The sequence below is a fragment of the Desulfuromusa ferrireducens genome, from assembly GCF_055389805.1.
Genome location: NZ_AP042415.1, coordinates 3538808 through 3561362 on the forward strand (window position 1 = coordinate 3538808; position 22555 = coordinate 3561362).

Annotated in this window: 15 protein-coding genes, 1 pseudogene and 1 riboswitch; of the genes and pseudogenes, 7 read left to right on the forward strand and 9 right to left on the reverse strand. The window is 53.2% G+C overall.

What is annotated here, in order from left to right; all coding sequences use genetic code 11:
* Nucleotides 1-327 precede the first annotated feature (327 nt).
* Together ACZ5PT_RS15800 and ACZ5PT_RS15805 are read left to right on the forward strand one after the other, a co-directional pair.
* Nucleotides 328-5316, forward strand: coding sequence for an MBG domain-containing protein (locus ACZ5PT_RS15800; protein ID WP_464263988.1), 4989 nt, complete (start codon nt 328-330; stop codon nt 5314-5316).
* The gene (locus ACZ5PT_RS15805) at nt 5313-6953 is read left to right on the forward strand and encodes a ShlB/FhaC/HecB family hemolysin secretion/activation protein (RefSeq protein WP_464263989.1); all 1641 of its coding nucleotides are present in this window, start codon (nt 5313-5315) and stop codon (nt 6951-6953) included. Before ACZ5PT_RS15800 ends, ACZ5PT_RS15805 begins: the two co-directional genes overlap by 4 nt.
* Nucleotides 6954-7263: 310 nt before the next feature.
* Here the strand turns inward: ACZ5PT_RS15805 and ACZ5PT_RS15810 are convergent, their stop codons facing one another.
* The 9 genes from ACZ5PT_RS15810 to ACZ5PT_RS15850 all read right to left on the reverse strand — a co-directional run bounded on the left by ACZ5PT_RS15810 (nt 7264) and on the right by ACZ5PT_RS15850 (nt 15621).
* Nucleotides 7264-8214 carry an IS1595 family transposase gene (locus tag ACZ5PT_RS15810; RefSeq protein ID WP_464263457.1) on the reverse strand — a complete coding sequence of 317 codons (951 nt, stop codon included), beginning with the start codon at nt 8212-8214 and terminating at the stop codon, nt 7264-7266.
* Nucleotides 8215-8482: 268 nt separating this feature from the next.
* Entirely contained in the window at nt 8483-10204 is a 1722-nt protein-coding gene (locus tag ACZ5PT_RS15815; RefSeq protein ID WP_464263990.1) for a sensor histidine kinase, read from the reverse strand.
* Nucleotides 10205-10876, reverse strand: a complete 672-nt coding sequence (locus tag ACZ5PT_RS15820) for a response regulator (protein WP_464263991.1) — start codon at nt 10874-10876, stop codon at nt 10205-10207.
* The gene (gene phoU, locus ACZ5PT_RS15825; protein ID WP_464263992.1) at nt 10869-11540 is read right to left on the reverse strand and encodes a phosphate signaling complex protein PhoU; all 672 of its coding nucleotides are present in this window, start codon (nt 11538-11540) and stop codon (nt 10869-10871) included. The genes ACZ5PT_RS15820 and phoU overlap by 8 nt, the downstream gene beginning before the upstream one ends.
* 13 nt (nt 11541-11553) lie before the next feature.
* Nucleotides 11554-12312 (reverse strand): phosphate ABC transporter ATP-binding protein PstB, encoded by a 759-nt coding sequence (gene pstB, locus ACZ5PT_RS15830; protein ID WP_464263993.1) that lies wholly within the window; start codon nt 12310-12312, stop codon nt 11554-11556.
* Nucleotides 12313-12314: 2 nt separating this feature from the next.
* Nucleotides 12315-13157, reverse strand: a complete 843-nt coding sequence (pstA, locus tag ACZ5PT_RS15835; RefSeq protein WP_464263994.1) for a phosphate ABC transporter permease PstA — start codon at nt 13155-13157, stop codon at nt 12315-12317.
* A 5-nt stretch (nt 13158-13162) separates the two neighbouring features.
* A complete protein-coding gene (gene pstC, locus ACZ5PT_RS15840) occupies nt 13163-14098 on the reverse strand; it encodes a phosphate ABC transporter permease subunit PstC (RefSeq protein ID WP_464263995.1) in 936 nt (311 codons plus the stop codon).
* A 155-nt stretch (nt 14099-14253) separates the two neighbouring features.
* A complete protein-coding gene (pstS, locus tag ACZ5PT_RS15845; protein WP_464263996.1) occupies nt 14254-15255 on the reverse strand; it encodes a phosphate ABC transporter substrate-binding protein PstS in 1002 nt (333 codons plus the stop codon).
* A 138-nt stretch (nt 15256-15393) separates the two neighbouring features.
* Nucleotides 15394-15621, reverse strand: a complete 228-nt coding sequence (locus tag ACZ5PT_RS15850) for a PhnD/SsuA/transferrin family substrate-binding protein (protein WP_464263997.1) — start codon at nt 15619-15621, stop codon at nt 15394-15396.
* 54 nt (nt 15622-15675) lie between these two features.
* Here ACZ5PT_RS15850 and ACZ5PT_RS15855 point away from each other — a divergent pair, with 54 nt between their 5' ends.
* The 5 genes and pseudogenes from ACZ5PT_RS15855 (at nt 15676) to ACZ5PT_RS15875 (ending at nt 22248) form a co-directional block, all read left to right on the forward strand.
* A complete protein-coding gene (locus tag ACZ5PT_RS15855; RefSeq protein ID WP_464263998.1) occupies nt 15676-16023 on the forward strand; it encodes an ArsR/SmtB family transcription factor in 348 nt (115 codons plus the stop codon).
* Nucleotides 16024-16145: 122 nt separating this feature from the next.
* Nucleotides 16146-17156 carry an ArsJ-associated glyceraldehyde-3-phosphate dehydrogenase gene (locus ACZ5PT_RS15860; RefSeq protein WP_464263999.1) on the forward strand — a complete coding sequence of 337 codons (1011 nt, stop codon included), beginning with the start codon at nt 16146-16148 and terminating at the stop codon, nt 17154-17156.
* A complete protein-coding gene (gene arsJ / locus ACZ5PT_RS15865; protein WP_464264000.1) occupies nt 17153-18370 on the forward strand; it encodes an organoarsenical effux MFS transporter ArsJ in 1218 nt (405 codons plus the stop codon). The genes ACZ5PT_RS15860 and arsJ overlap by 4 nt, the downstream gene beginning before the upstream one ends.
* A 28-nt stretch (nt 18371-18398) precedes the next feature.
* Nucleotides 18399-19452: pseudogene (gene arsB, locus ACZ5PT_RS15870) on the forward strand (ACR3 family arsenite efflux transporter).
* A 919-nt stretch (nt 19453-20371) separates the two neighbouring features.
* Nucleotides 20372-20448: riboswitch (cyclic di-GMP riboswitch) on the forward strand.
* A 159-nt stretch (nt 20449-20607) separates the two neighbouring features.
* Nucleotides 20608-22248, forward strand: a complete 1641-nt coding sequence (locus ACZ5PT_RS15875; RefSeq protein WP_464264001.1) for a MopE-related protein — start codon at nt 20608-20610, stop codon at nt 22246-22248.
* Nucleotides 22249-22555 lie beyond the last annotated feature (307 nt).

Consider the following 22555-nt stretch of genomic DNA (forward strand, 5'->3'; position numbering starts at 1 on the left):
GTTAACTCCGGGCATTTTGCTCGCTGTCTGCGTTGCACATCTTAGGCGAAAACCATCAGAAGCTGCCTATGGATGGGTCGAGGGCACTCAGTGGGAAATCGCTGAAATTTTTATGATTTTAGGTAGTTAAGAAGCTTAGCAAGTGTGGTTTTGGGTTGACATGACCCTGGCCATAGCATAGTAGTCATGGTCGGCTAATGCTGAGCTGCATTGGACATTTTCATTCTTTCTGCGCCGGGAGGAGAGACGGCCATGCCTTGGCGCATGGCTGGTGATCATCAGCCTTTTCTCCAAACCGCTATCTGTTATTAAAATCGGGAGACTCGTATGCAACGGCAAGGTTCATCGAATCGCGCTTTCCCTAAGGCCTGGAACGTTTCTTTGCAAGTATGGAAAGTGGCTACCGAAATTGCTGGGAGCGGTTACCGGCTGGTTGCGGTAAGCAGCCTGCTGTTTTTGTTTTACAGTAGTAGTGCTCTGGCCCAGGGCCTGCCCGATATCCTACCCACAGGTGAATCGGTCACCGCCGGTAGCGGCAGCATCGGCCAATCCGGTGGCCAGATGGTTGTCAATCAGGCGACCGACCGGCTGGCTGTTGATTGGCAGAGTTTCTCTATCGGGCAAAACAACAGCGTCACCTTCAACCAGCCATCGGCCAGCGCCATTGCTCTGAACCGGGTACTTGGCAGCCAAGTGTCGCAGATTCAGGGTGCGTTAAACGCCAACGGCCGCGTCTTTCTGCTCAACCCCAACGGGATCATTTTCAGCAAGGGCTCTCAGGTTAACATCGGTGGCCTGGTCGCTTCCACCCTGGGGCTGAGTAACGATGATTTTCTCAATGACCGGTTCGACTTCAGGGGCGACAGCCTCGGCAGGGTCGTCAATCAAGGGGAGATTAACGCTGCCGGCGCTGGAGCTCATATCGCCCTGATCGCTGCCAGCATCGAAAACAGCGGCCGTCTGAGTGCCGATAAAGGGAGTGTACTGTTGGGGGCCGGTAGCCGCGTCACCCTCGATCAGGGCGGCCCGGTCAAGCTGGAGGTCGAAGAAGCGGCAGTCAACGCCCTGATCGAGCAAGGCGGCGCCATCCAGGCCGACGGCGGCTTGATCTACCTGAGCGCTAAAGCGGCGGGCGATCTGGCGGCCACCGTGATTAACCAAACGGGCATTCTTGAGGCCAGAACGCTAAGCAGCGGCGAGCGCGGCGAAATATATCTGCTCGGTGATATGCACAACGACCGCATCGCGGTCGGCGGCACTCTCGATGCCTCGGCACCTGCCGGCGGCGACGGCGGTTTTATTGAAACCAGCGCGGCCCGGGTTAGCTTTGCTGATCAATTCAGCGTCACCACCAAAGCGCCCGGCGGCAGCAACGGTCTCTGGCTGATCGATCCCTACGACTTCACCATCGCCGCAAGCGGTGGCGACATCACCGGGTCAGCCCTGTCCACAGCTCTAGGTAGTAATGCTGTGACCATTCAAACCTTGGCGGCTAGCGTCAATTGCAGCGGTGCCGCCTGTGGCAGCGGCGCTAGCGGCGGCAACGGCGACATCTTTGTCAACGATAGCGTCAACTGGGTAAATAACCTCCTCACCCTTTCGGCCTACCGCAATATTGAGATCAACAGCCCCCTTAACGCCTCGTCGACAGCCGGTCTGACGCTTGAATACGGTCAGGGCGCGCTGGCCAGCGGCAACGCCAGCAGCTACCGCATCAAGGCTCCTATCAACCTCGATTCCACGGGCAGCTTTGCAACCAAACTAGGTTCGGACGGTATAGCGGTTAGCTATACTATTATCACCGACCTCGGCGCGGCGGGCTCCAGCACCGCTGCCGATCTGCAGGGGATGAACGGTAATCTTTGGGGCCGCTATGTCCTTGGGGCTGATATTGATGCCAGCACGACTGCAGGCTGGAACGGCGAAGCTGGTTTCATGCCGGTGGGCGATACCTATAATAGCTTCAGCGGTAGCTTCGACGGCCTGGGTCACACCATCACCGCCCTAACCGTCAATCGTCCCGCTGAAAGCTCTGTCGGCGGTCTCTTCGGCTACACCCGCGGCGCGTCTATCAGCAATCTGGGGCTGGTGGGTAGCAGCGTCAGTGGGCACGGCTCTGTCGGCGGGCTGGTGGGGAATAATTCCGATGGCAGTAGTGTCAGCAACTCCTACGCCACCGGCAGTGTCAGTGGTTTCAGCCTTGTCGGCGGGCTGGTGGGAAATAACTGGGGCAGCAGTGTCAGCAACTCCTACGCCAGCGGCAGCGTCAGTGGTGACCAAAATGTCGGCGGGCTGGTGGGGTATAACTACTACAGCAGTGTCAGCAACTCCTACGCCACCGGCAGCGTCAGTGGCAGTAGATATATCGGCGGGCTGGTGGGGCATAGCTGGGGCAGCAGCGTCAGCAACGCCTTCACCAGCGTCAGCGTCAGTGGTGGCGACTATATCGGCGGGCTGGTGGGGTATAGTCACGATGCCAGTATTGTCAACAACGCTTACGCCAGCGGCAGCGTCAATGGTGGCATGTATATCGGCGGGCTGGTGGGGTATAACCGGGGCAGCAGCGTCAGCAACGCCTATGCCACCGGCAGCGTCAGCGGCAGCGTCAGTGGTGGCTACTTTAGCGGCGGGCTGATGGGGGGTAACAACGCCGGCAGCGTCAGCAACGCCTACTGGAACAGGCAAACCAGCGGCCAGTCGAGCAGCTGGGGCAGTGATGCCAGCGCTGGTAAAACCACCGCCGCGATGAAAACCGCAAGCACGTTTACCGGCTGGGACATTTCTGGCCAGGGCGGTGAACAGACCAGCTGGCGCATCTATGAGGGGACAACAGCGCCGCTGCTGCGCTCCTTTTTCACTGCCAGCCCAACGCTCACAGTTACCGCTGACGGTAAAATATATGATGCCACCACAACGTTAAGCAGTGGGCTCTACAGCCTCGAAGCTGGCTTTGATAGCCGCCTCATTGAAGATAGCGCAGCAACCTACCACGCAGATAGCAGCGCCGTTGGTAGCCGCAACGTTTTTCTACAAGGGCTCTATTCAAACCAGATGGGTTATGATCTGGTATTCGTCGGGGGCACCGCCGACATCACCCCAGCGCCGTTGACGGTGACCGCGGATGATAAAAGCAAAGTCTATGGCGATGCGAACCCGGTGCTGACCGCCACTTACAGCGGACTCAAGGGGAGCGACACCGCAGCAGTGGTCAGCGGCTTAACCCTGAACACGAGCGCAACCAGCGGTTCTGATGTCGGCGCCTACAGCATCAACGCCGCAGGCGGTACGACAACTAATTACATCCTCAGCTACACCAACGGTGCATTGACCATCACCCCGGCGCCGTTGACCGTGACCGCAGATGATAAAAGTAAAGTCTATGGCGCTAGCATTCCGGTGCTGACCGCCAGTTACAGCGGACTCAAGGGGGCTGACACCGCAGCGGTGGTCAGCGGCCTAACCCTGAGCACGGGCGCAACCAGCGGTTCTGATGTCGGCGCCTACAGCATCAGTGCCGCAGGCGGTACGACAACTAATTACATCCTCAGCTACACTAACGGTGCATTGGCCATCGCCCCGGCGCCGTTGACCGTGACCGCAGATGATAAAAACAAAGTCTATGGCGCTAGCATTCCGGTGCTGACTGCCAGTTACAGCGGACTCAAGGGAGCCGACACTTCAGCGGTGGTCAGCAACCTAACCCTGAACACGAGCGCAACCAGCGGTTCTGATGTCGGCGCCTACAGCATCAACGCGGCAGACGGCACGGCGACTAACTACACTCTCAGCTACACTAACGGTGCATTGGCCATCACCCCGGCGCCGTTGACCGTGACCGCAGATGATAAAAACAAAGTCTATGGCGCTAGCATTCCGGTGCTGACTGCCAGTTACAGCGGACTCAAGGGAGCCGACACTTCAGCGGTGGTCAGCGACCTAACCCTGAACACGAGCGCAACCAGCGGTTCTGATGTCGGCGCCTACAGCATCAACGCGGCAGACGGCACGGCGACTAACTACACTCTCAGCTACACCAACGGTGCATTGATCATCACCCCGGCTCCGTTGACCGTGACCGCAGATGATAAAAACAAAGCCTATGGCGATGCGAACCCGGTGCTGACCGCCACTTACAGCGGACTCCAGGGGAGCGACACCGCAGCGGTGGTCAGCGGCTTAACCCTGAACACGAGCGCAACCAGCACTTCTGTGGTCGGCGCCTACAGCATCAGCGCCGCAGGCGGTACGACAACTAATTACATCCTCAGCTACACTAACGGTGCATTGGCCATCGCCCCGGCGCCGTTGACCGTGACCGCAGATGATAAAAACAAAGTCTATGGCGCTAGCATTCCGGTACTGACTGCCAGTTACAGCGGACTCAAGGGAGCCGACACTTCAGCGGTGGTCAGCAACCTAACCCTGAACACGAGCGCAACCAGCGGTTCTGATGTCGGCGCCTACAGCATCAACGCGGCAGACGGCACGGCGACTAACTACACTCTCAGCTACACCAACGGTGCATTGATCATCACCCCGGCTCCGTTGACCGTGACCGCAGATGATAAAAACAAAGCCTATGGCGATGCGAACCCGGTGCTGACCGCCACTTACAGCGGACTCCAGGGGAGCGACACCGCAGCGGTGGTCAGCGGCTTAACCCTGAACACGAGCGCAACCAGCACTTCTGTGGTCGGCGCCTACAGCATCAGCGCCGCAGACGGCACGGCGACTAACTACACTCTCAGCTACACCAACGGTGCATTGATCATCACCCCGGCTCCGTTGACCGTGACCGCAGATGATAAAAACAAAGCCTATGGCGATGCGAACCCGGTGCTGACCGCCACTTACAGCGGACTCCAGGGGAGCGACACCGCAGCGGTGGTCAGCGGCTTAACCCTGAACACGAGCGCAACCAGCACTTCTGTGGTCGGCGCCTACAGCATCAGCGCCGCAGACGGCACGGCGACTAACTACACCCTCAGCTTTAATGATGGCGTCTTGTCCATTATCGTCAATCAAGAACCATTACAGACGGGCATTAAATCAGCTCAGAACCTTACACCGGCACTCAATTCTGCTGCTCGCAGCGGTGCCCTCCAGCCAGCTAACCCCGCATGGCTGAAGCCAGAGAACGACAATGATCCCCTCTACGAAAAACTGGTTCTTGTCGAGGCCAGCGACGGTCAGCTGAATGCCATGGCACAGGCCGAGCTGGCTGCCGCCGGTTTTATGTCGTTATTTATGGTCAATGGCAGCATCAACCTGCCCGAATTGGCTCGCTCACAACCTTACAATGGATATAGCCGATGATTATTTATACCGCCCTTGCGCGGCAAAACCTTAACCGGCTCCTGAGCCGCAGCCTGCTGCTGCTGCTGGCGGTCGGGCTGCTGCCCTGTGGTGCTATGGCTCAAGAACTGCCTGATGCCGGTCGCGTTTTACAGGATAACTTCCCCGCGTCGTTGCAGCCGGTCGAGCCGTCTGTTGATTTTGCTCCCCAGGGTGAGTTGCTTGCTGATACCCAGCGCGGCGGCTCTGCAGTCGAACTGAAAAAAATCACCTTGACCGGCAACAGCGTCTACTCCGATGGAATCCTGCTGACCCTGGTCGACAGAGAGCTTGGACGATCCTTTGATTTAGCGGGGCTGCGGCAACTCAGCACCCGTATCAGCCGCTATTATCACGCTAACGGCTATCCTTTTGCGCGGGCCTATCTTCCACAACAAACCATGGCCGATGGCGTCTTGACTATTGCGGTGCTTGAAGGTCGTTATGGCACGGTGCAAGCTACGGGCGAGGGCGCGCTTGCCGCAGCAGCGCAGGGGTTTGTGTCCGGCCTTGAAGCGGACAGTGTCATTGAAGCTGGCCGCCTGGAACGTGCCATGTTGATTTTAGGCGATCAGCCGGGGATCAACATCATCCCGGTCATGCGCCCCGGAGCTGCAACCGGCAGCGGCGACCTGGAGGTGCAGGTCAGCAAAGCACCGCGTGTCACCGGGCAGCTGAGCACCGACAATCATGGCAACCGCTACTCAGGGGGATATCGCGCACAGGCCGAACTGCAGTTGAACCGCGTTATCAGCTTCGGTGACGAAATCTCGGTCCAAGGGCTGTACAGCAGCGAGGATCTTTGGTTGGGGCAACTGGCTTACGCGCTGCCGCTTGGCCGCTCTGGCTTGCGGGGGCGGGTCAGTTACGCCCACACCGCCTACGATCTGCGCGATCCCTATGAAGGCTATACCGGCACGGCTAAAATCAGTACGGCCGATTTGAGCTATCCGCTGATCCGTAGCCGCAACAGCAATCTGATGGCCGGAGTCAGCTACCAGTACAAGGAGCTGGACGACAAACTGCTGGGGGCGAGTTACGAACAAAAAAACAGCCACAGTTGGCCGCTGGGGCTGCAGTTTGATCAGCGCGACGCCCTGGCCGGTGGCGGTATCAGCTATGGCGATCTGAGCATCACCCCGGGACGGCTGAATTCCGACAACAGCAAGGCCACCCAGAGGGCATTCACCAAAGCGAATATCCGGTTGGCCCGAATCCAGAATCTGCCAGCCGCCTTTTCGTTATTTACCTGCGTCTCCGGGCAATGGGCAGACAACGAACTGGACTCTTCGGAAAGCTTTAGCTTGGGCGGTGCCAACGGCATCAGGGCCTATCCTCAGGGGGAGGGTGCGGGGAGCAAAGGCGTGCTTGGACAGGTCGAACTGCGTTACGCCATCAGCAAAGTAGCCCCCTACCTGTTCTATGACGCCGGCCATATTAGCCGGGATGCCGAGGACAACCGGCGCAGCATTGCCGGGGCCGGAATCGGCCTGCGCTACCGCTATGCCAACTGGAGCCTGGATGCGGTCTCGGCATGGAAAACCGCCGGCGGCGATGCGAAGTCGGATGATAAGCAACGCGATCCCCGGATCTGGTTCTCTGCCGCCTATCGGTTTTAAACTGGGCCGTTGAGAATTGGGGCGCACCATTTACCTGCCGGATCATTGGGTAGAAGAGTGCTGGGTGGGGCTGCCGGGGGATAGATTCCTGTAAGTCACCCTTCCCAACACACAAAAGCCCATCTTGGAATTTTCTAGGTTAGGGCTCTTTTTTTTAGAAAAGCGAGTCTCATAATCTTGTAAGTTTTGACTGTCTATTTCCTGCAAGTGTCGACTTAACGGACGTATTTCAATGGCGATTTAAGCTCGAATGGCCAGGTCAGTCTAAAACGTCTCGGAAGTTGCTCCATATTGAATTACCTGATTAGCGCTAATCTTCAGCCAGTCGCAACCAAGTCTCTGTCCTTGGGCTAGTCTGGCAGCCAGCAAAGAGAAGGCGCGGTAGAATACTGGCTAAATCAAAGCGCCGGTTGAATCGATACTGAACTTCGGACAAGTACCGATGGGCATACTTGTCGAATTTGAAACCGTGGTAATTACCATCAATAGAAGTCTTGATATTGCCCAAGATCGTATTGACCCAATGAAAGCAGCCCATGTCGATGCTTTTTCGCTGGGTGCCGACGACTTCACGTTGATGTGTGCAACCAGCCGCCTCAACGGCTCGAAAACAAGCCAGACCATCTGAAACGACTGTTGCGGACGCTTTTAAAAACTGCTGAGCCCATGCTTTTACTTCAGCGCTACTGAATGCTTTAACGGGGGTAAAGACGGCTCGTTTAGGGTGACCTTGGGAGTTCGTCTCTATAGCCGCTATAAAGGGGAACTTGTTTTCTGAACCCCGCCCGACCTTGCCTCCAGTGCGTTCACCACCCAGGTAGGCATCGTCAATTTCAACGCGATCTGCAAGCACTGTTGTGTCTTCGCGCTCATGCATAACTTGCATTAGCTTGTGCTTCAGGCGCCAGGCTGTGCGGTAACTGACGCCGATCCGCCGCATAAGCTCCAGTGTCGAGATACTGGTTTTGGTCTGCGTCAAAAAGAACAGCGCCTGAAACCAGATGGACAGCGGCAGCTTAGTCGCGTGAAAAATCGTTCCGCTGGTCAAGGTCACCTGCTTATGACAGCGGTTACATTGAAAGGTTTTGACCCGGCCATGCCAGACGTTGCAATGGCTGCTGCTTTGGCAGCATGGACAAGTAAAGCCTTGTGGCCAGCGAGCTTTTTCAAGCGCAGCCTCACATTGCTCGTCGGTTCTGTAACGACTTAGAAACTGGTTAAGGCTCAGGCCAGCTTGAAACTGAATACGATTCATCTTCATGGACGCCTCCTTTGCGTGTTGTCCATGTGATGATACACAGTTAGCCTGTCAGGCTATGTCACTCACTGGCTGAAGCTCGACACTAATCAGGTTGAATTATGGGTCAGAAACTAGCCTGATCGGTCATGTGTTGAATATCGCCACTTCCAGTAAAAAGTGTTCGATTAATGCCCTATTCCAAGAAACGCCCACGATCAGGTAATCGTGGGCGTTTTGCGTTCTATAGAGGGTGACTTATTGGACGCCGCCGCCCGCCTGATAAATTAATTCATTCACTTCCAGGCAAAATAGATTTTTCCTGCAACAACACCAAAAAGCGATTTCCGCCCTCACCGCTAGTCTCTACTCGCACCGTTCCCTGATAGAGGTTTGCGATATGCTTGATGATGGAAAGCCCCAAACCGGTACCTGAATGTTGCTTGTTGCGGGACTGTGAACAGGTATAAAAACGTTCAAAGATTCGCTCCCGATCACCTTCGGCGATCAGTGGTCCTTGGTCGTCGACACTGACCATCAGGCCAGCATCGCTTCGACGTATGGTGGCGGTGACAGCGCTCCCCTCAGAATACTTGAACGCGTTGTCGATCAGGTTGGTCAGGATGCTTTGCAGGTGTTCTGGCCGGATGCGGACCTCGACGGGATCGGCTTCCAATGCTAGCGTTTTATCGCTGGTCTCCGCATAAAATGCTCTGATATCCCCTGCGACCTCGGCAAGTGAAGTTGTTTCGTCAATCCTGAACTCACCACCAACCGATTCCAGCTTGTGCAGTTCGATAATATCGTTGATCAGATTGTTCAGTCGCACAGATGAACTGTAGATATTATCCAAAAAGCGCTGCCTGGTTGCTTCTTCAATCTCAGGGGTATCGCGCAGGGTTTCGGCATAACCCATGATCATCGCCAGCGGGGTTTTTAATTCATGCGAAATATTCCCCGTCAGCTCTGTCTTGAATAATTCATATTCGATCTGCTTGGTAAGATTACGGATCAGCAGCAGCTTTTGCTCCGCAACCTGCTTCAGGCTGATATCAAAAACCTCTTCATGCAGAGAAGCCCTGAAGGTTTCAGTGGTCTGCTCCAGAATCCCGCTGAAAAAATTGATCAAATGAATATCATTGGTTGCCTGAAAGAGACTGCTGCCGGGGATGAAATCTACGCCGAACTGTTTCTCCATCCAGGGGTTGGCGTGCAGGATGGCATTTTCTTTGCCGAGCAGTAAAACCCCCTGATCCATGCTGCTGAAGATATGCTCAAGCTTCTGCTGGTCGCGGGCCAATTCTAGATTCTTCTTCTGCATGCTGGAGTAAATTCGATAAATCAACCCGGCAATTTTGGCCATCGAAGGATCTTTAAAGCGTGGAAAATGGACGTTGCTGCGGCCCGACTCGATATTATCGGCGATGTAATTCAGCTTCTGGATAGGCAGAGAAACCTTGCGGGCAAAGTAGAGGGCGAGCAACAAAATCACCAGACTCAAACAGAAAAATGCCCAGATTGATTGTTCGGTGAACTTCTGCTGTAAGGATTGGACGTAGGTCGCCGGATAGGCCAAACGTAACACCCGTTCATTCGAGAGTTTTCTGGCAAAATAGAACATCTGCATGTTGGTGGTGCTGCTGAAGCGGGTCGCAAAACCGTCACCAGAATAGATGGCATCCTTGATTTCGGGACGGCCTTTATGGTTTTCCATCTTGGCAATGCGCTCAAACGAAACTAGCGAGTCGAGCAAAACCTGTCCACCGCGATCGACAAGGGTCATGCGAAGTGACGTCTGAAGGGTCAATTCGGCTAAACGTTTATGGCTCTCAGGCGTTGCTAAGTGAAGGTCGTTACTCTGCTGTGCGAGAATAACCCACTTGTTTTTCATCTCCTGAAGCAGTTCCTGACGGGCGTTACTCATCATCATACCGTGAGTAAAGTAAAAGGTCAGAACTAGGGCCGCGAAGAGCGGGATGAACAGCACCAGAAAGACTTTGGCAAAAGAACGCATTTATTCAGCCTTGTAGCCGATTTTTGGAATCGACTTGATGATCTGCCCTGCTGCACCCAGTTTTTTACGCAGGGTAGAGATATGCGAGTCGACGGTTCGGGTAAAGACGTCGGCGTCGTAACCCCAGATGGTGGTGAGCAGTTGGTTGCGGGTGAAAACCCGGCGCGGATGCTTGACAAACAGCGTCAGCAGTTCGAACTCTTTATGGGTCAGCGTCAATTCTGCTCCGCCGACAAAAGCTTTGTAGTTGGTCTCATCGATGGAAATACCGGCGTAATTAGTCAGTAGTCCTGATTCATCGCTAGCAGTGCGTTTCAGCATGACCGGGATTTTCGCCAGCAGAACTTTCATGCTGAATGGCTTAGTCAGGTAGTCATCTGCGCCGCCTTCAAGCAGGCGAACAATATCATCCTCGCTGCTTTTGGCCGAGATGATGATCACCGGGAGCTGCGCAAACTTGTCATCGCTGCGAATCAGCTTGAGAAACTGATCGCCCTTTAACCCGGGCAGCATGATATCGAGCAGGATCAGATCGGGCAGGAAGTCTTCCAGCAACATCAGGGCATCGTTGGCGTTGTCGCTTCCAACAATAGTATGCCCAGCATTCTGCAGGTTGAAGGTAACAATCTCCCGCAAATCGGCTTCATCTTCGACCAACAGTATTTTAGCCATCGATAACCTTGTCCGCTGAGCAGTGTTTGATGATTTCACCTGTCTTCATAAAATATATCATTTCAGCAATATTTGTTGCGTAATCGGCAATCCGTTCAATGCTGCGGGTAATAAACATCAGCGAAATAATGTTGCGCGTGTTGTTAAGGTCCCCGTTCATATAGCCGAGCAGGTCTTCGGTAATCTTGTCATCCAACCTGTCAACGACATCGTCCCGCCGGATAATTTCCAAAGCGGCATCTACGTCTTTGTTGAAGTAGGCAGTGATGGCATCCTGAATCATCAGGATCGCTGCATCCGCCATTTTAGGCAGATCAATGTAAGGCTTAACCGGCGGTGACTGATTCAGTTTTTTGACCTCTTTGGCAATACTGGTGCAATGGTCACCAACCCGCTCCAGGTCAACGATAATCCTCAATGCGGTGACAACAAAGCGCAAGTCGACCGCCTTCGGCTCATACAGGGCGAGCATTTTCAGGCAATGCTCATCAATGTTTGTGTCGAAGGCATCAACTTCATCGTCGCGGCGGATTACGCTGTCGGCCAACTCAGAGTCACGCGTCATCAGTGACTTGGTGGCATCCTGCAACATTGAGGTCGTGATTTGGCACATACTGGCCAACATGGTTTTTAACTGGATGTACTCCTGCTCTACTTTTTTCATCACTCTTCCTGTCTCAGCCGAAGCGCCCGGTAATATATTCTTCGGTCAATTTTTCTTTCGGGTTGGTGAACATCGTCTCGGTCTGGTCGACCTCGATCAGTTCGCCCATATACATAAAGGCTGTCTGGTCTGAAATCCTGGCCGCCTGTTGCATGTTGTGGGTGACGATGAGGATACTGACTTCCTGCTTTAATTTCACCATCAACTCTTCGATCTTGCTGGTCGAGATCGGATCGAGAGCACTGGTCGGTTCATCAAAGAGCAGGACGTCCGGCTCTACGGCCAGTGCGCGGGCGATGACCAGCCGTTGTTGTTGCCCACCGGATAGCCCGTTGGCAGATTGCTTAAGGCGATCCTTGGCTTCATCCCAAAGAGCTGCCTGCTTCAGCGCCTGCTCAACCCGGTCGGCCAGTTCTGCCCGGTTTTTTATCCCCTTTAATTTCAAGCCATAAGCGATGTTATCAAAAATACTCATCGGGAAGGGGGTCGGCTTCTGAAAGACCATGCCGATGCGGCTGCGCAGTTCGGTGATATCTTTGCGTTCCAGCAGGTTGCCCCCCTCGAAAAGGATCTCTCCTTCATGACGGTGACCGGGGTAGAGATCGTGCATCCGGTTAAAACAGCGCAAAAAAGTGGTCTTGCCACATCCGGAGGGGCCGATTAGCGCGGTGACCTGATTTTTCTTAATCTCCAGCGACATGTTTTTAACTGCATGAACATCACCCTGGTAGTAAAAATTCAGATTTTTAACGGACATAATTTGCTCGGACATATTTAACCCCTATATTTCCAGCGGATGATCAGTCGTCCCAGGATTGTCAGCCCCAGGATGAACATGGTGATGACAAAAGATGCGGCCCAGGCCATTTCGTGCCAGTCGTCATAAGGCCCCATCGCGTATTGATAAATCGTCACGGTCAGCGACGGCATCGGTTCGTTCATGTTGGTGGTCAAAAACATGTTGTTGAATGAGGTGAAGAGCAGCGGTGCTGTTTCTCCGGCAATCCGCGCAATCGCCAACAAAACACCGGTAAAGATCCCGGTCGCAGCACCACGATAGACGATCTGTAGAATGACCTTGTAGTAGGGGGCCCCAAGGGCAAAGGCGGCCTCGCGGATTTCCCAGGGAACCAGGGAAATCATCTCTTCAGTGGTGCGTAAGACCACCGGAATCATAATAATCGCCAGCGCCAGAGACCCGGCAAAGCCGCTGAAATGTCCAAGCGGTTTAACAAAGATGGCGTAGACAAAGGTGCCGATAACAATCGATGGCACGCTGATCATGATGTCGGAAAGGGTGCTGATAAAGCGGCCGATACGCTGATGCCGGCCATATTCGGCCAAGTAGGTGCCACCGAGAATCCCCAGCGGCACACCGATCAATACGGCGAAGAAGGTCACCAGCAGTTGGCCGATAAAGGCGTGCTTCAAACCACCTCCCCCCATCCCCGGAGGGGTCGCTTCGTTCAGGAACAGTTCTGGTGTGATGTAGGCAATTCCATGACGTAAAACATCGGCCAGAATGAAGATCAGCCAGAACAAACCGAGGGCCGCAGCAGCGCAGGAAAGACTCAGCGCCACAAGATTGATGATTTTACGCTTACCAATTTCAGTCATAGCTCTTACGCCTTTGCCTTACGCGCCAGAAAGGTTTTGGCGATCGCCAGCAGCAGGAAGTTCATCCCGAGGAGAATTAGTGCCAGATAAAAGAGTGACGACAGATAGAGGTCGGTGTCGGCTTCAGTAAACTCATTTGCCAGAGTAACGGTAATGGTTGCCGAAGCGTCGAACAGCGAGGTCGCAATCGCGTGCTTGTTCCCCAGCACAAAGGCGACCGCCATCGTTTCTCCCAGAGCCCGGCCCATGGCGATAATAATACTGCCGAAGATGCCAGTTTTAGCGTGAGGGATAATCACATCCTTGATCACTTCCCAACGGGTTGCGCCGATGCCGTAGGCCGACTCCTTCAATTGCACCGGGGTCAGGGCAAAGGTATCGCGCACGATGCTGGAAATAAACGGGGTGATCATGATGCTGAGGATGATGCTGGTGGTCAGGATATCGATTCCCAACGGGACGCCGGTGAAGAGTTGGCCGATTATCGGGATAGGCTCAAAGATGCTTTGCAGTAGCGGCTCAACGTACTCACTCATCAGCGGCGCAAAAGTGAACAGGCCCCACATGCCGTAGATAATACTGGGGATCGCCGCCAGTAGTTCGATGGCGGTGCCGAAGATCGGTTTTAAGAATTTAGGGCAGAGTTCGGTGATGAAAATAGCAATCCCCAACGCCACCGGTACAGCCATCAGCAGTGCCAGCAGGGTGGTGATCAGGGTGCCATACAGGGTCGTTGCCGCACCGAAGTTCTCACGGACCGGATCCCAGGCGGTACTGCTGATAAAGCCGAAGAACCCGAAGGCATCAATGGCAGTCAGGGATTCACGGAACAGGGAGATAAAGATACTAACGATAATCGCCAGCACCAGAAACGCTGCCAAAAAAGTAATGCCGGAGAAAAGTTTGTCGAGGGTCTGTTCGCGTTTAATTGTGCTTGCCATGAATTATCCGTCCTAAGTGGTGTGGGATAAATCTAGCGGAGCGATGTAGGAGAACTGTCAGGAAGCTGTTAAAGAAATGTAAAATCTACATCAGATTAAAAAAAGGGGGCGATTTCTCAATCGCCCCTCGGTGTCAATGGTTGGGATGGAGGTTTCTACAACCCGTTAGACTTCCAGTAACGGCGGATATCCTCTTTCAGATTCTGTGGCAGCGGTACATAGACCAGCTTGACCGCCATCTCGTCACCATTATCGAAAGCCCAGTTGTAGAATTTTATCGCTTCACGGTTTGAATCAGGCTTGTCTTGAGCCAGCAGGACGAAGGAGGCCCCGGCAATCGGCCAGGAGGCTTTGCCTGGTGCGTTGACCAGCCACAGGTAGTAGCCCTTGTCTTGTTCCCATTTGGCACCAGCGGCCGCAGCTTTAAAACTGTCGAAGGAGGCGTTTACGTAATCACCATCCCGGTTTTGCATGACGACATCGGCCATCTTGTTCTGCTTGGCGTAAGCGAACTCAACATAGCCGATGGAGTTCTTAACCCGCTTGACATAGTTGCTGACCCCTTCATTCCCCTTACCGCCAATGCCTACTGGCCACTTCACCGATTTTCCAGCACCGACTATTTCTTTCCAGCTTTTGCTGGTTTCTGCCAGGTAGCTGGTGAAGATCGCGGTCGTTCCTGAACCATCAGAGCGTTGCACAACGGTAATCGTCTCATCAGGGAGATTCAACTCCGGATTCAATTCAATAATTTCCGGATCGTTCCACTTGTTGATTTTGCCGAGAAAAATGCGAGCCAGAAGGTCACCGGTTAACTTAAGTTGCGCACTACCGATCCCTTTAATATTAACGATGGGTACCACGCCACCAATGATTGCCGGGAATTGCAGCAGCCCTTTTTCCTTTAAATCATCAGGTTTGACCGGGGCATCCGATGCGCCGAAATCGACGGTCCGATTGCTGATCTGGCGAACGCCACCACCAGAACCGATCGACTGATAATTGATTTTTGTTCCGGTATCCTTCTGATACTGAAAAGCCCAACTCGAATAGACCGGATAGGGGAATGAGGCCCCAGCACCATTGACGGTTGACCCTGCAATAGATGAGAAGGGCAGCAGCAATAAAACTGCCAGAGCGAGTAATGATTTTTTCATGATGTTTCCTCCGTAGTTGATTGATTTTGGAGGAACAATACAAAAGGGATGTTTCACAGTTATGAAGGAACTGTTAAAGAGATGTAAAATTGACATCACCCAAAGAGGCAACCTGTGTCACTCCTGTCCGCAGATGTTCTACAACTTGGGGTAGCTACTGGCTAGTTTGAGCTCGAAACGATAGGGGGTTGTTTGTGTCAGATAATCCATGATCGGTTGATAATTCTGATACATGATCATCGGATTGTAACGGGGAATGATCCCGAAATGAATAATCGCTTTTTCTTCAGCAAAAACAAAGGGAGTCAAGGTGTAGGAAAAAACTATGAATAACAACAATTGAAGGACAGCACGTATGTAGCTCATAAGGATATGATCCTATCTTGACTTTAATCCGCCTATGCGGATATGGTGGCAGGTATGAAGAAACTTGCTCAAACATTCAAGGCTCTGTCTGACGAAACCCGCCTGCGGATCTTGGCTCTGCTGACACATGGAGAGTTGTGTGTCTGCGACCTGATGGCAGTTTTACAATTGCCACAATCCACAGTATCTCGCCATCTTGCCTACTTGCGTAACGCCGGTCTGTTAATTGGCCGACGGGAAGGGGTCTGGATGTATTACCGCCTGGAAGGGCAACTTCCGATTCTGCAGCAGAAATCCTGGCAAAATCTACTCGCGCAGTTATTAAGGCAACAGCAGGCGGAAAGCGATTTAACCGAATTGAGTCAGTACCTAACCGAAAAAGAAGAATCACGCTGCTGCTGATTTTTTTTGTTCAACTTTAATCCGCTTATGCGGATACCATAGTTTAAAGGCATAAAGAAGAGAAGGTTTTAATCTTCTCTTTAAAAGATGAAAGACCTCTTTGTCGAAAAGGACAATTAATGATGAGTATAAAAGTTGGCATCAACGGCTTCGGTCGCATGGGACGTCTGGCACTACGCGCTGCCTGGGATTGGCCGGAGTTAGAAATTGTTCATATCAACGAAATCAATGGAGGCATCGAGTGCGCTGCTCATCTACTTGAATTTGATTCGGTGCATGGTCGCTGGGATCGTCAGATCCAATTCTATGATCGATCGCTATCAATCGATGGCAAGAGTATCAGCTTCAGTGAGTACAAGAATCCTGGCGATGTTCCTTGGAATGAACTGGGAGTTGACATCGTCATCGAATCATCGGGGAAGTTCCGCACAACCAAACTGTTGCAGCCCTACTATGACTGTGGAGTAAAGAAGGTAATCGTTGCCGCTCCGGTCAAAGAGGGAGCCTTGAATATCGTCATGGGAGTCAACGATCACCTCTACGATCCGACTGAACACCACCTGCTGACTGCTGCCAGCTGCACCACCAACTGCCTGGCTCCAGTGGTAAAGGTGCTGCACGAAAAGATCGGTATCGAACATGGTGTGATCACGACTATCCACGATGCCACTAACACGCAAGTGGTGATCGACGCTCCGCACAAGGATCTGCGCCGGGCACGGGCGGCGAGTATGTCACTGATTCCAACGACAACCGGTAGCGCTACGGCCATTACCCTTATTTACCCTGAGCTGAAGGGCAAGCTGAATGGTCATGCTATCCGCGTACCGCTGCTGACCGGCTCACTCACCGACGCCGTGTTCGAAATGCAGCGCGAGGTGACTGTACAGGAAGTAAATCAACTGTTTCACGAAGCTGCTGATTCCTACCTGCAGGGCATACTTGGCATCGAAGAGCGCCCGCTGGTCTCCATCGACTTCAAAAGTGACCCCCGCTCGGCGATCGTCGACGCACCCAGTACCATGGTGGTCGACGGCAAGCAGCTCAAAGTATTTATCTGGTATGACAACGAAATGGGCTACGCCAACCGGATGATGGAGCTTTGCAAGAAGGTAGCACTGAGCCTGGCATGACCGATCTGCGCAACTATGCACTGGTCACCGGTGCTTACTGGGGCTTCACCCTCACCGATGGCGCTCTGCGCATGCTGGTGCTCCTGCACTTTCACGACTTGGGCTACAGCGCAGTACAAATTGCCTTTCTGTTTCTGCTCTACGAATTCTTCGGTGTGGTGACTAACCTGATTGGTGGCTGGATCGGTTCTCAGCTGGGACTGAAGGTCACCCTGTTCGCCGGGTTGACGTTGCAGGTGGTCGCACTAGGTGCGTTGGGAATGCTTGATTCTGGCTGGCCGATGCTGCTTTCGGTCTGCTATGTGATGGGCCTGCAGGCTCTTTCGGGGATCGCCAAGGATCTGACCAAGATGAGCAGCAAAAGTGCCATCAAGGTATTGGTGCCTGACGGGGCCGACAGCGCCCTGTTCAAGTGGGTGGCGGTGCTGACCGGCTCGAAGAACGCCCTTAAGGGGATTGGTTTCTTCCTCGGCGGCCTACTGCTGGCGACAATCGGTTTCCGCTATGCTCTTTGGTTGTTGGCCGCAGGGTTGGCGCTGGTACTGCTGGCAACACTGATCTCGTTGCCGCATGAAATCGGCATGGCGAAAAAGAAAACCAAGTTCAGCGCCATTCTTTCGAAGAGTCGCGATATCAACCTGCTTTCAGCTGCACGGCTGTTCCTGTTCGGCTCGCGGGATATCTGGTTCGTGGTTGGGCTGCCAGTGTTCCTCTCTGCAAGCCTCGGCTGGAACCATACCCAGGTCGGCGGCTTTCTCGCTCTCTGGGTGATCGGCTATGGCGGCGTACAGGCCCTGGCCCCCAAGTTGCTGAAAAGCGTCCTCGGTGATGGCACCCCGCGTGGCGGCACCGCCAGCGCCGGTGCCTTTGCACTAGCCGGATTAACGGCACTCATCGCCATCGGTGTAGTACTCGAACTTTCTCCCTGGGTGACAGTCGTTGCCGGACTGGCGCTGTTCGGGCTGATCTTCGCCGTCAACTCCTCGGTGCACTCCTACCTGATCCTCGCCTACACCGAGCAAGATGATGTCGCGCTCAACGTCGGCTTCTACTACATGGCCAACGCCGCCGGGCGGCTGGTCGGCACTCTGCTGTCGGGAATCGTCTTCCAGTTCGCCGGATTGGCCGGTTGCCTCTGGGTGTCGGCGGCTTTTGTTCTGATCGCTGGTGGAATTTCCTTATTGCTGCCCCGTGGCCAGCAGGCGAGATGTTGATTTACCGATAAACCAAGGAGGATGACAAGTGAAGCATGGACTGACGAAAAAACTCTCGTTTCTCGACCGTTACCTGACCCTGTGGATCTTTCTCGCCATGTTCATCGGCGTTGGGACCGGCTGGCTCTTTCCAGCGGTTAAGGATGTGGTCAATGCCTTTTCTGTCGGTACCACCAACATTCCTATTGCCATCGGCCTGATTCTGATGATGTACCCACCGCTGGCCAAGGTCCGCTACGAAGAATTAGGTGAAGTTTTTCAGAATAAAAAAAATCCTCGGTATCTCGTTACTGCAGAACTGGGTCATCGGCCCGGTATTAATGTTCATCCTCGCCATTGTCTTTCTCGGCAACTACCCCGAATACATGGTCGGCCTGATCATGATCGGCCTGGCCCGCTGTATTGCTATGGTTATCGTCTGGAACGAACTGGCCAAAGGGAACAACGAATACTGCGCCGGGCTGGTCGCTTTTAACTCGGTCTTTCAGGTGTTCTTCTACTCGGTCTACGCCTGGCTATTCGTTACTGTACTGCCGCCGTTGTTCGGCTTGCAGGGAGCGGTAGTTGAGGTCAGCATCGGCCAGATCGCCGAGAGTGTCGCCATCTATCTGGGTCTCCCATTTGTTGCCGGAATGCTGACCCGCTTCGTGCTGCTGAAGGCGAAGGGGCGCGACTGGTACGAGCAGGTCTTTATTCCAAAAATCAGTCCAATTACCCTGATCTCGTTGCTCTTTACTATCGTTGTCATGTTCAGCCTCAAAGGGGAACTGATCGTTTCGATTCCGATGGACGTGGTGCGGATTGCCATCCCACTACTTATTTACTTTGTCGTGATGTTCCTGGTCAGTTTCTGGATGGGAGTCAAGGTCGGTGCCGATTACTCCCAAACCGCCACCGTTGCCTTCACCGCTTCCGGGAACAATTTCGAGTTGGCGATTGCCGTTTCCGTTGCAGTTTTCGGGCTCGATTCCGCAGTTGCTTTCACCGCCGTTATCGGTCCATTGGTCGAAGTGCCGGCCTTGATCGGGCTGGTCAATGTGTCTTTCTGGCTACAGAGGAAATATTTTAGTGCATCTATTTAGTCTCAACCAACATTGTAAGAATAAAGTGCTTACGCAAGAGCAATCAATTTCCCCACAGCAGGCTGCAAAACATTAACTCAACCTTGGATAAATCACGCCGATTTGGTTTGTCATAAATCAGACTTTTCTTTTGACAAGAAAATTTAAGCGCCCCCGTTCCGCTTGCAAAATTAGTAAGTTTGGGCCGGTCAAGTCCGATAAGTGTCGACTTATCGAACGTAGATTGAAGGTTATTCTTGTCCCAATTTACCGACCATCCGAAAACGTTTCAGAAGTTGCTCCGCATTGAATCTTGGGGTCGGAACTGGCCAGATCGGCCTTGTCGTAAATATCGCCACTTCCAGTAAGTTAGTGTTTGATAAGTACCCTATTCAAAGAAACGCCCACGATAAGGTAGTCGTGGGTGTTTTGCGTATTTAAACAGGTGACTTCGCAGACATACAGACCGCATATATATAGGGAATCCATTTTTAACAGGATATTTGTGAAATAAATTGAAAGGACTCGCCGATAACTCTGGTCTCTTCCGCAACTGCTAAGAGTTGATGATTGTGTACGCCACATATGTTGTGTAGGACTGCGGGAATGGTTGGAGTGGCCGCTATTGTGCCGCATGCTGACGACAAAGTCTGCAGATACGGACCTGCCATTTCTGAAGAGGCTGTTTTGTTGTTTACTGATTTACAAAATTTCAAAGGGAAGGCGTATGAAGGTTAACCATTTATGCCCTTAAGAACCCATCTGACGGCCTCACCCATACCTGCAACACAACTTCTCAACCAGTCAGACTATGATACCAGTCAGGTCAACCCCAGGAAGTCCTGGCACATAGGGATACTCGGTTGGCATAAATATTAAAACATTTGTCTTCTATGCACTTTTCAGCCTATATAGTAATTTGAATTTTAAATAATAGGATAACCGACAATACTTAACCACTCGCGAGGGTGGGGCGGAAAACCTACAGGGTCTCACGCAGACAGCCAGGTTGCCGAAATATCTTTTTGATATACGGCAACCTGGTTTTTTTTGTCCGTAATTCAGGACTTTTCTGCCGTTACCAAAGTTTTCCAATTTAAGACCACTTGAGAGTTTTCAACTTTAACGAGGGTGGCAATTCGCTACCCTATGGACCAAGGAAAGGAGCAACAAAAAATGAAAAGTATTGCCTTCAGCTTAACCGTGTTGTTTGTTGTCTGTTGTGTCGGCGTCCTCCCCGTTGCGGCAGCCCGAGACAGGGATCATGACGGCTCCAACAGTCGACAGGATTGTAACGATCGGGATGCCAGTGTCTATCCAGGTGCTGTCGAGATCTGTGGCGATGGAATAGATCAAAACTGCGATGGGGTCGTGGATGACGGTTGCTCGTCAGCCCCACCAACCGGCGGCCACGAAGGATTGACCTATATGGGCCCGGAAATGTGCGTCAGCTGCCATCGCGTTGAGGCCAGCGACATGTTCGCTTCGACCCACTATCAATGGCAGGGTGATCCGCTTTACATGACCAATCAAGACCAGCCAACGCAAGGCAAGATCTCAGGCGCGGTTAACACCTATTGCGGCAATGTCAGCGGCAACTGGAACGGCTGCTCATCCTGTCATGTCGGCCGCGGCCTGCTCCCCGAAGAGACTTTGTCGGAAAGCCAACTTGAAAATATTGATTGCCTGCTCTGCCACCAGAAAGAGTATAAGCGCATCAAAGTGGCCGGCGTCATGGTCCCCGATACGGCTAAAATGGCGATCAGCATGGATCGTGCGGTGCAGACCGTGCACCTACCGGAACGGGCCAACTGTCTCGGCTGCCATGCCAAGGCTGGCGGCGGAGATGCCGTCAAACGCGGCGACTTGGCCCTGGCGACCGTCAATACGACCGATCGCAATTATGATGTCCATATGGCAACCACCGGTGCCAACCTGGCTTGCCAGAACTGCCATGTGACCGAGAATCATCACGTCGCCGGCAAGGGCTCCGATCTGAGGCCGACTGATTTAGATGTTCAGGTAGACTGTTCCAATTGCCACGGCAGCAAGCCGCATTCCAACTCCGATATCAACCAGCATACGGCGACTGTGGCCTGCCAGACCTGCCATATCCCGGTCTATGCGAAAAATGCCAACGACACCGAAGCGGATGAAGCCACCGAGTTGAACCGCAGCTGGCAAGCAGGCACAGAGCACACAGCGCCCCCCTTGCATCCGGTGCTGACCAAGGCCAACAATGTCATACCGAAATACAAGTTCTGGAACCGCTTCAGCACCAACTACCTGCTGGGTGACGTGGCCAAAGTTGACCCTGAAACCGGTGCCTACGCGACCTCCCGCCCGCAGGGAAACGTCAATGACGGAAAGCTCTATCCGTTCAAGTACAAAACCTCTGACTATCCGCTGCGTTCTAACAGTCAGGAACTTATCGCCCTGGATACCAGTGTCTTTTTTGCCACCGCTGATGGCGATGCGGCAGCAAAATCGGGACTCGTGAACATGGGCTACAGTGCCGACGACGCCTACGAGTGGGTGCTGACTGATACCTATCAGCTGTTGAACCATCAGGTCAGCCCCAAAGGGCAAGCGTTGCAGTGTGCCGATTGTCACCTGAAGACCACCCGGATTGACCTGCAAGGCTCACTTGGATATGCCCCGGTGCGGCCAAAATCGACCTGCGCGACCGCCTGTCACGAAAGTTCAAAGGCAAATGAATGGGCGTACGGAGACTGGGAGGAATTCACTGCTCATCACGACAAACATGTGAATGAAAAAGGGGCCACCTGCGCAGATTGCCACAGCTTCAGCCGTTAGTAGTTACTGATTTTTTCAGCAGATCGTTGACAAGCCCCGTCCATTTCTGGCGGGGCTTGTTTTTTTTATATCCATGGCTAGGCGGATTTTTCACAACTGGTAAGTTTTGACCGGTTTGATTCCGGTGTCTGATATGTGCAGCAAAGCAAGAATCGCCCACAATATGGTATCCGTGGGCGATTCGCGTGTTTTAAGGGGTAAATTATAGGAAAGTTTTTTTCCTTTCTAAATAGAGGATATTGGGTGTCGAGCGCTTCGTATTCTACACTTTTCAAAAGTGTAGATGGATTCCCTGAGGTCTTCTACT

Bases quoted from the DNA above. Each gene is read 5' to 3' on its own strand.
- ACZ5PT_RS15800 (WP_464263988.1), top strand. From the start codon at position 328: ATGCAACGGCAAGGTTCATCGAATCGCGCTTTCCCTAAGGCCTGGAAC.
- ACZ5PT_RS15805 (WP_464263989.1), top strand. From the start codon at position 5,313: ATGATTATTTATACCGCCCTTGCGCGGCAAAACCTTAACCGGCTCCTG.
- ACZ5PT_RS15810 (WP_464263457.1), bottom strand. From the start codon at position 8,214: ATGAAGATGAATCGTATTCAGTTTCAAGCTGGCCTGAGCCTTAACCAG.
- ACZ5PT_RS15815 (WP_464263990.1), bottom strand. From the start codon at position 10,204: ATGCGTTCTTTTGCCAAAGTCTTTCTGGTGCTGTTCATCCCGCTCTTC.
- ACZ5PT_RS15820 (WP_464263991.1), bottom strand. From the start codon at position 10,876: ATGGCTAAAATACTGTTGGTCGAAGATGAAGCCGATTTGCGGGAGATT.
- phoU (WP_464263992.1), bottom strand. From the start codon at position 11,540: ATGAAAAAAGTAGAGCAGGAGTACATCCAGTTAAAAACCATGTTGGCC.
- pstB (WP_464263993.1), bottom strand. From the start codon at position 12,312: ATGTCCGAGCAAATTATGTCCGTTAAAAATCTGAATTTTTACTACCAG.
- pstA (WP_464263994.1), bottom strand. From the start codon at position 13,157: ATGACTGAAATTGGTAAGCGTAAAATCATCAATCTTGTGGCGCTGAGT.
- pstC (WP_464263995.1), bottom strand. From the start codon at position 14,098: ATGGCAAGCACAATTAAACGCGAACAGACCCTCGACAAACTTTTCTCC.
- pstS (WP_464263996.1), bottom strand. From the start codon at position 15,255: ATGAAAAAATCATTACTCGCTCTGGCAGTTTTATTGCTGCTGCCCTTC.
- ACZ5PT_RS15850 (WP_464263997.1), bottom strand. From the start codon at position 15,621: ATGAGCTACATACGTGCTGTCCTTCAATTGTTGTTATTCATAGTTTTT.
- ACZ5PT_RS15855 (WP_464263998.1), top strand. From the start codon at position 15,676: ATGAAGAAACTTGCTCAAACATTCAAGGCTCTGTCTGACGAAACCCGC.
- ACZ5PT_RS15860 (WP_464263999.1), top strand. From the start codon at position 16,146: ATGAGTATAAAAGTTGGCATCAACGGCTTCGGTCGCATGGGACGTCTG.
- arsJ (WP_464264000.1), top strand. From the start codon at position 17,153: ATGACCGATCTGCGCAACTATGCACTGGTCACCGGTGCTTACTGGGGC.
- ACZ5PT_RS15875 (WP_464264001.1), top strand. From the start codon at position 20,608: ATGAAAAGTATTGCCTTCAGCTTAACCGTGTTGTTTGTTGTCTGTTGT.